The sequence below is a fragment of the Mycobacterium colombiense genome, assembly GCF_001672755.1.
GTDB lineage: Bacteria > Actinomycetota > Actinomycetes > Mycobacteriales > Mycobacteriaceae > Mycobacterium > Mycobacterium colombiense_C.
The window spans coordinates 1-14,015 of the sequence record NZ_LZKI01000107.1 but is presented as its reverse complement, the minus strand read 5'-3'; the positions used below and the strand labels follow the sequence as shown (position 1 = coordinate 14,015).

The window sequence follows — 14,015 nt, the reverse complement described above, 5'->3', positions numbered from 1 at the left end:
TCGTGCTCGACGGTTGGCTGCGCCAGGTGCCCGTCGGCGTGGTCGGTGAGTTGTACGTCGCCGGCGGCGGCCTGGCCGCCGGTTACGTCGGCCGCCCGGGCCTGTCGGCGACGCGCTTCGTGGCCTGCCCGTACGGGGCCCCGGGTGCGCGGATGTACCGCACCGGCGACCTGGTCCGCTGGGGCGCCGACGGGCAGCTGCAGTACCTGGGCCGCGCCGACGAGCAGGTCAAGATCCGCGGCTACCGCATCGAACTCGGTGAAATCCAGGCCGCCCTCGCCTCGCTGTCCGGGGTCGAGCACGCGGCGGTGATCGCCCGCGAGGACCGCCCCGGCGACAAGCGCCTGGTCGGCTACGTGACCGGAACCGCCGACCCGGCCGAGGTTCGCGCCCAGCTCGGCGAGCGGTTGCCGAGCTACATGGTGCCCTCGGCGGTGGTGGTGCTCGACGCGTTGCCGCTGACGGTCAACGGCAAGCTGGACGTCCGCGCGCTGCCGGCGCCGGAATACCAGGACGCCGACCGCTACCGGGCGCCGGTGAGCGCGATCGAGGAGATCCTGGCCGGCATCTACGCCCAGGTGCTGGGGGTCGAGCGGGTCGGTGTCGACGATTCCTTCTTCGACCTCGGCGGCGACAGCATCCTGTCGATGCAGGTGGTGGCGCGCGCCCGGGCCGCCGGAGTGGTGTGCCGCCCGCGGGACGTCTTCGTCGAGCAGACGGTGGCCAAGCTGGCCCGGGTCGCCACGGTGGCCAGCGGCGACGACGTGGTCGACGAGGGGTTGGGCGCCGTGGTGGCCACCCCGATCATGCGCTGGCTGCAGAACATGGACGGCCCGGTCGAGCAGTTCAACCAGACCATGGTGCTGGCCGCCCCGGCCGAGGTCACGTTCGACGACGTGCCGGTGGTGGTGCAGGCGCTGCTGGATCGGCACGCGATGTTGCGGATGCGCGTCGAGGACGACGGCGTCGGCGGTTGGTCGCTCGACGTGCCCGAAGCGGGCTCGGTCCAGGCCGGCGACTGCGTGGAGTCGGTCGACGTGTTGTCCGAAGCGGCGTTGGTCGACGCCCGGTCGCGGCTGAACCTGGCCGACGGTGTGCTGCTGCGTGCCGTATGGGCAAGTGCGACAAACCAATTGGCGTTGATCATCCACCACCTGGCCGTCGACGGGGTGTCCTGGCGGACCCTGATCGAGGACCTCAACATCGCCTGGGCGCAGCACCACAGCGGCCAGCAGGTGGCGCTGCCGGTCGGCGGCACCTCGTTCGCGCGGTGGTCGTCGCTGCTGGATGAATACGCGCGCCGGCCCGACGTGGTCGAGCGGCTGGAGGAGTGGCGGCAGGTGGCCGCCATCCCGGCGGTGCTGCCGGAGGCACAGCCCGAGGACACCTACGTGACGGCCGGACAGCTCTCGGCGTCGTTGGACGTCGAGACGACCCGGCTGCTGCTGGGGGAGGTGCCCGCGGCGTTTCACGCTGGGGTGCAAGACATTTTGTTGATCGCGTTCGGCTTGGCCTGGACCCAGTTCTTGGGCACCGGCGCGCCGATCGCCATCGACGTGGAGGGCCACGGACGCAACGAAGAGCTGGGCCCGCAGGTGGACTTGTCCCGCACGGTCGGCTGGTTCACCGCGAAGTACCCGGTGTCGTTGCGGATCGGCGGACTGTCCTGGGGCCAGGTGGTCGGCGGTGACGCGGCCCTGGGCGGGCTGATCAAGGACGCCAAGGAACAGCTGCGCGCGTTGCCCGACGGGTTGACCTACGGGTTGCTGCGCTACCTGAATCCCGAAGCGGCACTGGATGATTCGGATCCGGTCATCGGATTCAACTACCTGGGTCGACTCGGCGGCGGGGCCGCCGAACTGTCGGCCGAGCTGTGGCAGCTGGATCCGGACAGCTTCGCGCTGGCCGGTGCGGCCGGGGCGGTGGCGCTGCCGTTGCCGCACACGGTGGAGCTCAACGCCGGCACCATGGACACCGCGGACGGCCCGCACCTGCAGGCCAACTGGACGTGGGCGCTCTCGGCGCTGGACGAGAAGCAGATCGGCCGGCTCAGCGAACTGTGGTTCGACGCCCTGGCCGGCATCTGCGCGCACGTGCGCAACGGCGGCGGCGGCCTAACTCCGTCCGACATCGCGCCCGCCCGCCTCGGCCAGCGGGACCTCGACGAACTGCAGCAGCAGTACCAGATCGCGGACGTGCTGCCGCTGACCCCGCTGCAGCAGGGACTGTTGTTCCACACCGGAACCGCCCAGGGCGGCGAGGACCTCTATGCGGTGCAGCTCGACATCTCCGTCACGGGCGCCGTCGATCCGGACCGGCTGCGGGAGGCGGTGCACACCGTCATCACCCGCCACCCCAACGTGGTGGCCAGCTTCTCCGAGGACTTCGGGGAGCCGGTTCAGGTCATGACGACCGATCCGGCGCTGGCCTGGCAATACGTCGAACTGGACACCGACGGCGACATCGCGGAGCAGGTCGAGCGGTTGTCCACCGCCGAACGCATCGCCGTCTGTGATCTGGCCGGGCAGCCGCCGTTCCGGGGTGCTCTGATCCGCACAGCGGAGAACACCTACCGGTTCGTGCTGACCAACCACCACATCGTGCTCGACGGCTGGTCCAAACCGGTCCTGCTGCAAGAGATCTTCGCCAGCTACTTCGGGGTGCGGCTACCCGCGCCGGTGCCGTACCGCAGCTTCATCACCTGGCTGTCCGAGCAGGATCGTGCCGCGGCTCAGGCGGCGTGGCGCGAGGTGCTCGAGGGTTTCGACACCCCGACTCTGGTGGGCCCGTCGGGGCGCATGGCGCTCGGACCGCGCGGTGTTGCGGAGTTCCACGTGTCCGCAGAGACCAGTCGTCTGCTCGGCGAATTGGCCCGATCATGCCGCACCACCGTCAGCACGGTGCTACAGGCGGCCTGGGCGCAGCTCTTGATGTGGCTGACCGGACAGCACGATGTGGTGTTTGGCACAGCGGTTTCGGGTCGTCCGACCGAATTGGCCGGATCCGAGGCCATGGTGGGCCTTTTAATCAATACCGTCCCGGTGCGCGCGACTATCGGCGCCGAAACCACCATCGCCGACCTGCTTGACCAGCTGCAACGCACCTACACCAACACTCTTGACCACCAGCATTTAGCACTGAATGACATACATCGTGTAACGGGACATGACCTAATTTTCGACACAATGTTCGTGTATGAGAACTATCCCATCGATACTGCCGCGCTATCGGCCGTGGACGAGTTAACTATTACTGGATTCACGAATCGGGAATACAACCACTACCCGCTTTCGGTACAAGCAGTGCCAGGCCACGAAATAGGCCTTCGCGTCGAGTTCGACACAGACGTATTTGGCGAGGCGAGGATCGACAAGCTCGTAGAGCGGTTCAAGCGGGTGCTGGAAGCCATGACCGTGGACTTGGAGGAGCAGTCATGACCGTCGGTGCTGGACGGCGCTTGTTGTCGATCGATCTGCTGGATGGCGGCGAGCACGATCGACTCGACGAGTGGGGCAACCGAGCGGTACTGACCAAGCCGGTCAAGTCTTCGTTGTCGATTCCCGAGATGTTCGCCATCCAGGTGGCGAAGGCCCCCCACGCGGTCGCGCTGACCTTCGGCGAGCGCTCGCTGACCTACCGGGAGCTCGACGAGGCGGCGAACCGGCTGGCGCACCTGCTGGCCGAACAGGGCGCGCGCCCGGGCGAATGCGTTGCGCTGTTGTTCTCGCGCTCCGCCGAGGCGATCATCTCGATCCTGGCGGTGCTCAAGACCGGCGCGGCCTACCTGCCCATCGACCCGGCGCTGCCGTCGGCGCGGATGGAATTCATGCTCGGCGATGCCACGCCGATCGCGGTGGTCACCACGGCCGGCCTGCGCACCCGGCTGGACGGGTTCGACCTGCCCGTCATCGACGTCGACGAGGCCGCGGCGGACGGCCAGCCCGGCAGCGCGCTGGAGGGGCCGGCGCCCGAGGACATCGCGTACATGATCTACACCTCGGGCACCACGGGGACGCCCAAGGGCGTCGCGGTCACGCACCGCAACGTCACCGAGTTCCTGCGGACGCTGCATGCCGATCTGCCGACCGGGCCGGGCAAGGTCTGGTCGCAGTGGCACTCGCTCGTCTTCGACGTCTCCGTCTGGGAGATCTGGGGCGCGCTGCTCCACGGCGGACGCTTGGTGGTCGTTCCCGAGTCCGTCGCAGGCTCGCCCGACGAACTGCACGCGCTGCTGGTCGCCGAGAAGGTCAACGTCCTCAGCCAGACCCCGTCCGCGGTGGGCATGCTCTCGCCGGAGGGCCTGGACTCCACGGCGCTGGTGGTCGCGGGTGAGGCCTGCCCGGCCGAGGTCGTCGACCGGTGGGCGCCCGGACGCGTGATGATCAACGCCTACGGCCCGACCGAAGCCACCGTCTACGCGGCGATGAGCACGCCGCTCGCGAGCGAGTCGGGTGCCCCGCCGATCGGGTCACCGGTTCCCGGCGCGGCGTTGTTCGTCTTGGACAAGTGGCTGCGCCCGGCGCCGGAAGGCGTGGTCGGTGAGCTGTATGTGGCCGGCCGTGGTGTCGCCACCGGATATGCCCGCAGGGCCGGATTGACGGCGTCGCGCTTCGTGGCCTGCCCGTTCGGCGGGCCGGGCGCGCGGATGTACCGCACCGGTGACCTGGTCCGCTGGGGCGCCGACGGGCAGCTGCAGTACCTGGGCCGCGCCGACGAGCAGGTGAAGATCCGTGGGTATCGCATCGAGCTGGGCGAGATCCAGTCGGCCCTCGCCTCGCTGGAGGGCGTCGACCAGGCGGCGGTGATCGCCCGCGAGGATCGCCCGGGCGACAAGCGCCTGGTCGGCTACATCACCGGGACCGCCGACCCGACCGAGCTGCGCACCCAGCTGGGCAAGCGGCTGCCGGCCTACATGGTCCCGGCCGCGGTCGTGGTGCTGGAGACCCTGCCGCTGACGGTCAACGGCAAGCTGGACAAGCGCGCCCTGCCCGCACCCGAATACCACAAGCGCGGCGGCCAATACCGCGCCCCCGGCAACCACACCGAGGAGATCCTGGCCGGCATCTACGCCCAGGTTCTCGGCGTCGAGCGGGTCGGCGTGGACGACTCGTTCTTCGACCTCGGTGGGGACAGCATTCTGTCGATGCAGGTGGTGGCCCGGGCCCGCGCGGCCGGGGTGATGTGCCGCCCGCGCGACGTGTTCGTCGAGCAGACGGTCGCCCGGCTGGCCCGGGTGGCCACCGACGGCGCCGACGAGGACGCCGTGGTCGACGAAGGGATCGGGCCGGTGCTGGCCACCCCGATCATGCATTGGCTGCAAACCGTCCAGGGCCCGATCGACGACTTCAACCAGACAATGGTGCTGGCGGCGCCCGCGGGCGTCACGTCCGAGGACGTCCTGGTGGTGCTGCAGGCCTTGCTCGACCGTCACCCCATGCTGCGACTGCGCGTGGAGGACGACGGCAACGGCGGCTGGTCTTTGCAGGCGCCCGAACCGGGCACCGTGCAGGCCGCCGACTGCCTGCAGTCGGTCGACCAGCTGTCCGACGCGACCCTGGTGGCCGCCCGGTCACGGCTGAACCCGGGCGCCGGCGTGATGGTGAGCGCCGTCTGGGCAAGCGAGACAAGTCAATTGGCGTTGATCATCCACCACGTGGCCGTCGACGGCGTGTCGTGGCGGACCCTGATCGAGGACCTCAACATCGCGTGGGCGCAGCACAACAGCGGCCAGCCGGTGGCGCTGCCCGCTGGTGGCACCTCGTTCGCCCGCTGGTCTTCGCTGCTGGCCGAGCACGCGCAGAGCCCGGCGGTGGTCGAGCAGGCCGACGCGTGGCGCGAGGTGGTCGCGACCCCGGCGGTGCTGCCGGCGGTGCGTCCCGAAGAGGACACCTACCAGACCGCCGAGCAGTTGTCGGTGTCGCTGGATGTCGAGACAACCCGCCTGCTGCTGGGCGAGGTGCCCGCGGCGTTCCACGCCGGGGTGCAGGACATCCTGTTGATCGCGTTCGGGATGGCCTGGACCGAGTTCCTGGGCAGCGCAACCCCGATCGGCATCGACGTCGAGGGCCACGGCCGCCAGGAAGAGCTCGGACCGCACCTCGACCTGTCCCGCACCGTGGGCTGGTTCACCACCAAGTACCCGGTGTCGCTGACGGTCGACGGCCTGGATTGGGCGAATGTGGTCGCCGGCGACGACGCGCTGGGCGCGGCGATCAAGGCCACCAAGGAGCAGCTGCGCACCCTGCCGGACGGATTGACCTACGGCCTGCTGCGCTACCTGAACCCCGACATCGACCTGGGTGGATCCGACCCCGTGATCGGCTTCAATTACCTGGGACGGCTGGGCGCGGCCGCCGACCTGCCCGGCGAGCTGTGGCGGCTGAGCCCCGACAGCCTGTCGCTGAGCGGCGCGGCCGCGGCGGTGGCGATGCCGTTGATGCACACCGTCGACCTCAACGCCGGCACCATGGACACCGAAGAAGGCCCCCACCTGCACGCCAACTGGACATGGGCGGCCTCCGCAATGGACCGCGAGCAGATCAGCCGGCTGAGCCAGCTGTGGTTCGAGGCGCTCACCGGCATCTGCGCCCACGTGCAGGGCGGTGGCGGCGGCTTGACCCCGTCGGACATCGCGCCCGCGCGCCTGAACCAGCCGCAGATCGACGAGCTGAGCAAGCAGCACCAGATCGCCGACATCCTGCCGCTGACCCCGCTGCAGCAGGGACTGCTGTTCCACGCCAGCTTCGCGCAGGACCCGGGCGACGACGTCTATGCCGTGCAGCTCGGTATCACCGTGACCGGTGAGCTGGACTCGCACCGGCTGCACGACGCCGTCCACACCGTGGTCAACCGCCACCCGAACCTGGCGGCCCGGTTCTGCCCGCAGTTCGGTGAGCCCGTCCAGGTCATCCCGGCCGACCCGGTCATGGCGTGGCGGTACATCCAGCTGGGCGCCGAGGATCTCGACCCCGAGCAGCGGGTCGAGGAGCTGTGCGCCGCCGAGCGCGCCGCGGTGAGCGACCTGGCCAACCGTCCGGCATTCCGGGCCGCACTGATCCGCACCGCGGACAACAGGTACCGGTTCGTTCTCACCAACCACCACATCGTGATGGATGGCTGGTCGCTGCCCATTCTGCTGCGCGAGATCCTCGCCAACTACTACGGCGACCAGTTGCCCGCGCCGGCGACCTACCGCAGCTACCTGACGTGGCTGGCCGGACAGGACCGCACCGCCGCGCAAGCGGCGTGGCGCCAGGTTCTCGACGGGTTCGAAACGCCCACCCTGGTGGGCCCGGCGGGGCGGATGGGGCTCGGCCGGCGGGCCGTGGAGTCCTACCGGCTGTCCGCGGAGACCACCCTCGCCCTGGGCGAGCTGGCCCGCTCGTGCCACACCACCGTCAACACCGTGCTGCAGGCCGCCTGGGCGCAGCTGCTGATGCGCCTGACCGGCCAGCACGACGTCGCGTTCGGTACCGCGGTCTCGGGCCGGCCGGCCGACCTGATCGGCGCCGAGTCCATGGTGGGTCTGCTGATCAACACCGTGCCGGTGCGGGCCAGCATCACCTCGGAGACCACCGTCGCCGACGTGCTGGAGCAGCTGCAGCAGCACCACAACGACACCCTCGAACACGAGCACCTGGCGCTGAGCGACATCCACCACGTGACCGGTCACGACGCGCTGTTCGACACCTTGTTCCTGTACGAGAACTACCCGATCGACACCAGCGTGCCGTTGGGCTTCCACGAGTTGGCGATCACCGATGTCACCAACCGGGAGTACAACCACTACCCGCTGTCGGTGATGGCGCTTCCGGGCCGCGAGCTGGGCCTGCGCGTCGAATTCGACACCGAAGTGTTCGACTCGGCCGGCATCGAGAAGCTGACCGAGCGGTTCCAGCGGGTGCTGTCGGAGATGACGGCCGACCCGACCCGACGGCTGATGTCGCTGGACGTCGTCGACGAGCACGAGCACGCGTGGCTCGACGAGCGCGGCAACCGCGTGGTGTTGAGCCAGCCGGCGACCGGCAAGTCCATCCCGGCCATGTTCGCCGCGCAGGTGGCCAGCACCCCGGACGCGGCGGCGCTGACCTTCGACGGCCGCTCGATGACGTATCGGGAGCTCGACGAGGCCGCCAACCGGATGGCGCGTCTGCTGATCGAAGAGGGCGCCGGTCCGGGCGAGCGGGTCGCGCTGCTGTTCTCCCGCTCCGCCGACGCGATCGTCGCGATCCTTGCGGCGCTCAAGACCGGGGCGGCGTACCTGCCGATCGACCCGGCGCTGCCGGCCGCGCGGATCGAGTTCCTGCTCGCCGACGCCGAGCCGGTCGCCGTGGTCACCACGGCGGCCCTGCGCGGACGGCTGGAGGGCTGCAGCCCGACGGTCATCGACGTCGACGACCCGGCCCTGGCCTCCCAGCCCAGCACGGCGCTGCCGATCCCGTCGTCGGACAATATCGCCTACGTCATCTACACCTCGGGGACCACCGGTGTCCCCAAGGGCGTGGCGGTCACCCACGCGAACGTCGCGCAGCTGCTGGAGACGCTGCACGCCGACCTGCCGGAGGCGGGGGTGTGGGCGCAGTGGCACTCACTGGTGTTCGACGTGTCGGTGCACGAGATCTGGGGCGCGCTGCTGCACGGCGGCCGCCTCGTGGTGGTGCCCGAGTCGGTCGCGGCTTCGCCCGACGACCTGCACGCGCTGCTGGTCTCCGAAGGGGTCACCGTGTTGAGCCAGACCCCGTCGGCGGTGGGCATGCTCTCGCCGGAGGGCCTGGAGTCGACGGCGTTGGTGGTGGCCGGCGAGGCCTGCCCGGTCGAGGTGGTCGACCGGTGGGCGCCCGGACGGGTGATGATCAACGCGTACGGCCCGACCGAGGGCACGGTGTACGCGGCGATGAGCGCGCCGCTGCAGAGCGGAACGGGATCGGCGCCGATCGGTTCGCCGGTGCCGCGCGCCGCGCTGTTCGTGCTGGACCGGTGGCTGCGCCCGGCGCCCGAGGGTGTCGTCGGCGAGTTGTACATCGCCGGTCACGGTGTGGCCACGGGTTATTCGCGCCGGCCTGGTCTGACGGCGGGGCGCTTCGTCGCCTGCCCGTTCGGCAGCCCGGGCGCGCGGATGTACCGCACGGGCGACCTGGTCCGGTGGGGCCGCGACGGTCAGCTCGAGTACCTGGGGCGGGCCGACGAGCAGGTCAAGCTGCGCGGCTACCGCATCGAGCTGGGTGAGGTGCAGTCGGCCCTCGCCGCACTGGACGGAGTCGAGCAGGCCGCGGTGATCGCCCGCGAGGACCGTCCCGGTGACAAGCGTCTGGTCGGTTACATCACCGGAACCGCCGATCCGGTCGGGATCCGCATCCAGCTGGCTGACCGGCTGCCGGCCTACATGGTGCCGGCCGCGGTGGTGGTGTTGGACGCGCTGCCGCTGACCGTCAACGGCAAGCTGGACAAGCGCGCCCTGCCCGCACCGGAATACCAGAAGCGGGGTGGCGAGTACGTCGCGCCGGCCGACCCGACCGAAGAGATCGTGGCCGACATCTTCGCCCGCGTCCTCGGCATGCAGCGGGTCTCGGTCGAGGACTCCTTCTTCGAGCTGGGCGGGGATTCGCTGTCCGCGATGCGGGTGATCGCCGAGATCAACACCGCCGTCAATGGCGCCCTGTCGGTGCGCACCCTGTTCGACTCGCAGTCGGTCCGTGCCCTGGCGCACCGGATCACCAGCGGTGCCGACACCGAGGGCGCGGCGGGACCCGGCTTCGCGGCGGTGCACGGCGCCGACGCCAAGGAGGTGTTCGCCCGCGACCTCACGCTGGACAAGTTCATCGACGCGACGACGCTGTCGACCGCGCCGACGCTGCCCGGGCCGAGCGCCGAGGTGCGGACGGTCCTGCTGACCGGGGCGACCGGTTTCCTGGGCCGTTACCTGGCACTGGAATGGCTCGAGCAGCTGGAACAGGTCGACGGCAAGCTGATCTGCCTGGTGCGGGCCAAGTCCGACGAGGACGCCTGGCGCCGTCTGGAGAAGACCTTCAACAGCGGTGACCCGGAACTGCTGCAGCACTTCCAGGAACTGGCCGAAGAGCACCTGCAGGTGGTCGCCGGCGACAAGGGCCAGGCCAACCTCGGCCTGGACGACGAGACGTGGCAGCGGCTGGCCGACACCGTCGACCTGATCGTCGACTCCGCGGCCGTCGTCAACGGTGTCCTGCCCTATAACGAGCTGTTCACCCCCAACGTCGGGGGCACCGCCGAGCTGATCCGGTTGGCGCTCACCACGAAGAAGAAGCCGTACGCGTACGTGTCGACTTCGGACGTGGGCCGCCAGATCGACCCGGCGGAGTTCACGGAGGACGGCGACATCCGGGTCATCAGTGCCCGGCGCGTCATCGACGGCGGCTACGCCAATGGGTACGGCAACAGCAAGTGGGCGGGCGAGGTCCTGCTGCGCGAGGCCAACGACCTGTGCGGTCTGCCGGTCTCGGTGTTCCGCTCCGACATGATCCTGGCCGACACCACCTACGCCGGCCAGCTCAACGTGGCGGACATCTTCACCCGGATGATCCTGAGCATCGTGGCCACCGGCACCGCGCCCAAATCCTTCTATCAGTTGGATGCCGACGGCAACCGGCAGAACGCGCACTTCGACGGCCTGCCCGTCGAGTTCGTCGCCGAAGCCATCGCCAAACTGGGCGCCCAGGTGATGGACGGGTTCGAGACGTACCACGTGATGAACCCGCACGACGACGGCATCGGGCTCGACGAATACGTCGACTGGCTGATCGAAGCCGGCTACCCGATCGAGCGCGTCGGCGACTTCGGCGAGTGGTTGCAGCGCTTCGAGACCGGTCTGCGCGGCCTGCCGGAACGGCAGCGGCAGAACTCGGTCCTGCAGATGTTGACGTTGCTGCTGCGGGATCCGAAGAACCTGCAGCCCGCCGAGCCGGCCCGGGGTGCCTTCGCGCCGACGGATCGCTTCCGCGCCGCGGTGCAGGAAGCGAAGGTCGGTTCCGACAACGACATTCCGCATGTCAGCGCGTCGGTGATCGTCAAGTACGTCACCGATCTGCAACTGCTCGGTTTGCTGTAATCCCCACAACGAACGCGAATGCGGCGTGGTCCATCCGGACCACGCCGCATTTGTTTATCCGCCATTGGCGCTATCGGCCCATCGGGGCAAGCCACAGCCCACCGCCAATAACCCTGCGATAACGGTCGATGCCGCGCTAAGCGGCGTTCGAATACAGAAATATCGTGTTACCAACCAATACCGTATGTTGCTGGACTGGCAGTGACCAGTACTGAAAGTACGTGTAACGTCCGTTTACTGAGTTTCTGTCCATCTCTTGGCTCATTCACAGCACATTAAGTTTGAATAACCCTGGACCTACGGGGTGGTTCTCTACTAGCGTTCCCAACTGTTGGACTCATGTTGACTACGGGGTCTTCGGAGTGGGTAAGCGTCCACCGTCAGACGACGGCGGCGCGCCGGCTCGGTTCGCCTCGGCCAACGACGAGCAGCAGCGAGGTTGTGGTCGGTCTTTGCCGACGCTGGGCCCGCGTGCCGGGTCGGGCGCCGCGAAGCGGACCACGCCGAGCGCCGGAGCTACCTCGAGCAGAAGCGAACCGGGCTATGGCCTGAGCATCTGCCCGAGCGGCTTCACTCAACCGGGGGGTTGAAAGGAACACCCTGTGGTTGGGGAGTTGGATGGAGCTTGAGAACCAGGCACTTCCGCTTACGCGCGGACAGCTAGACATCTGGCTTGCGCAGGAAACGGGTCACTCCGACACCGAGTGGCAGCTTGGCTTGTTCGTGCGGATCGACGGCATGGTCCAGCGCGACGCCCTGCGGTGGGCCATCCGGCAAGCGGTGCACGAGGCGGAGCCGACCAGGGTCGCCTTCTTTGAGGTCGACGGCCGGGTCGTCCAGCGACCGATCGATGACCCGGATGTCGAGCTGACGTTCGTCAACCTGAGCGATTCGCCCGAACCCGAGCAAGAAGCCCGTCGCAGAGCGTTGGCCATCCAGCGCACGCCCATGCCGCTCACCGGGCCGCTGTTCAACTTCGTCCTCTTCCAGACCCGGCGCGACGAATTCTTCTTCTTCGCGTGCTGCCACCACATCGTGATCGACGGGACCGGCGTTGGGCTGGTCGGCCACCGCATCGCCTCCATCTACTCCGCGATCGTGTCCGCCGGACCCATCCCGACGGCCGTCTTCGGCTCACTGCGGGAACTGATCGACTGCGAATCGCACTACGAAAGCTCCGGCGAATACCGGGACGACGAGGCCTACTGGATCGCCAACCTGCCCCCGGACACCGAAGCGCGGCACCGCCTGCCCGACGGCACAGGGGAGCGTGACCCGTGGCCGTCCGCTCCGGTCGCGCTGGACCCCGCGGTCGTGCGTCGGGTGCACCGGTTCTCCGACGTCTGGGGAGTATCGCAGACGTCGGTCATCACCGCGGCGTGCGCGCTGTTGGTCCGCGGGTGGTGCGCTGAGGGCCCGGAAGTGGTGCTCGATTTCCCGGTCAACCGGCGGGTGCGCCCGGAATTGAAGACGCTTCCCGGCATGGTGGCCGGCGTCGTGCCGCTGGTGGTCACCGCCGCACCACGAGCGACGGTCGCCGAGTTCTGCAAGCATGTCGAGACGCGAATCGACGAGGCGGTGCAGCACCAGCGATTCCCGGTGCACGCCCTGGAGCGCAAGGTCCGCGGCCTGACAAAGTCGCCCGAACGAGTCAGCGTCAACTTCATCCCGTCGGCGTTCACCCTGCCCTTCGGTGGCGTCATGGCCTCGGCGTCGTACACGAACTCCGGTCAGGCCGACGGCTTCGGCCTCATCTTTTCCAGCGACGGTGACGAACTCTTCCTCAGCACGGCGGGCATGTGGCAGCCCTGGTCCGGCCTCGACGCCCCCGACCTGGCGGCGCGTTTGCAGCGGCTCTTGGTGGCGATGACGGCCGATCCCACCCGACGGCTGAGGTCACTGGATGTGGTCGACGAGGGCGAGCACGCACGGCTTGCTCAGTGGGGCAATGGTTTTGCGTTGGGTCGGTCGGTGGTGTCGGTGTCGGTGGTGGAGGTGTTCGCCGGGCAGGTGGGGCGGTGTCCGGGTGCGGTGGCGTTGAGGTGTGGGGGTCGGTCGTGGACGTATCGGGAGGTTGATGAGTCGGCTAATCGGTTGGCGCATGTGTTGGTGGGGTGTGGTGCTGGGCGGGGTGCGGTGGTGGCGGTGTTGTTGTCGCGGTCGGCCGAGGCGATTGTGGCGATGTTGGCGGTGTTGAAGTCGGGGGCGGCGTATTTGCCGATTGATCCGGGGTTGCCGGATGCGCGGGTGGGGTTCATGTTGGCTGATGCCGGGCCGGGGGTTGCGGTCACCACCGCGGATCTGGTGGAGCGGTTGGCCGGGTTCGACGGGGTTGTCGTCGATGTCGCTGATCCGGTGATTGCGGCGCAGCCCAGTACTGCGGTGGCGGGGCCGGCGCCGTTTGATCTGGCGCACATCATCTATACGTCGGGGACTACGGGGGTGCCCAAAGGTGTTGCGGTCACGCACCATAACGTCACGCAGCTGTTCAACGGGCTGGATCTTGGTTTTGCGTTGTCGGGTGAGCAGGTGTGGACGCAGTGTCATTCGTATGCGTTTGATTTTTCGGTGTGGGAGATCTGGGGGGCGCTGCTGCATGGTGGGCGGTTGGTGGTGGTGCCCGATGCGGTGGCGCGTTCACCTGAAGAGTTGCATGCCCTGCTGATCCGTGAGGGCGTGACGGTGGTGACCCAGACGCCGTCGGCGGTGGCGATGCTGTCCGCGGAGGGTCTGGACGGTATGGCGTTGGTGGTCGGTGCGGAGCCCTGCCCGCCGGAGTTGGTGGATCGGTGGGCGCCGGGGCGGGTGATGGTCAATGTCTATGGGCCCACCGAGACCACCATGTGGGTGTGCCACAGCGCACCGCTGACCTCCGCACCGGAGGCGCCGCCGATCGGGACGCCCATATCGGGGGCGGCGTTCTTCGTGCTGG

At 68.7% G+C, this 14,015-nt stretch carries 3 protein-coding genes; all 3 read left to right on the top strand.

The genetic code is table 11. The features are described from left to right. The coding region (locus tag A5708_RS14470; RefSeq protein ID WP_155766029.1) for a condensation domain-containing protein at nt 1–3,437 on the top strand (3,437 nt) is incomplete at its 5' end. Continuing rightward, nucleotides 3,434–11,083: a non-ribosomal peptide synthetase gene (locus A5708_RS14465; protein WP_065029285.1), complete on the top strand. Its 7,650-nt coding sequence runs from the start codon at nt 3,434–3,436 to the stop codon at nt 11,081–11,083. The genes A5708_RS14470 and A5708_RS14465, both read left to right, overlap by 4 nt. A gap of 618 nt (nt 11,084–11,701) precedes the next feature. Next, on the top strand, nt 11,702–14,015 hold a 2,314-nt coding region (locus A5708_RS14460), incomplete at its 3' end, for an AMP-binding protein (protein WP_155766028.1).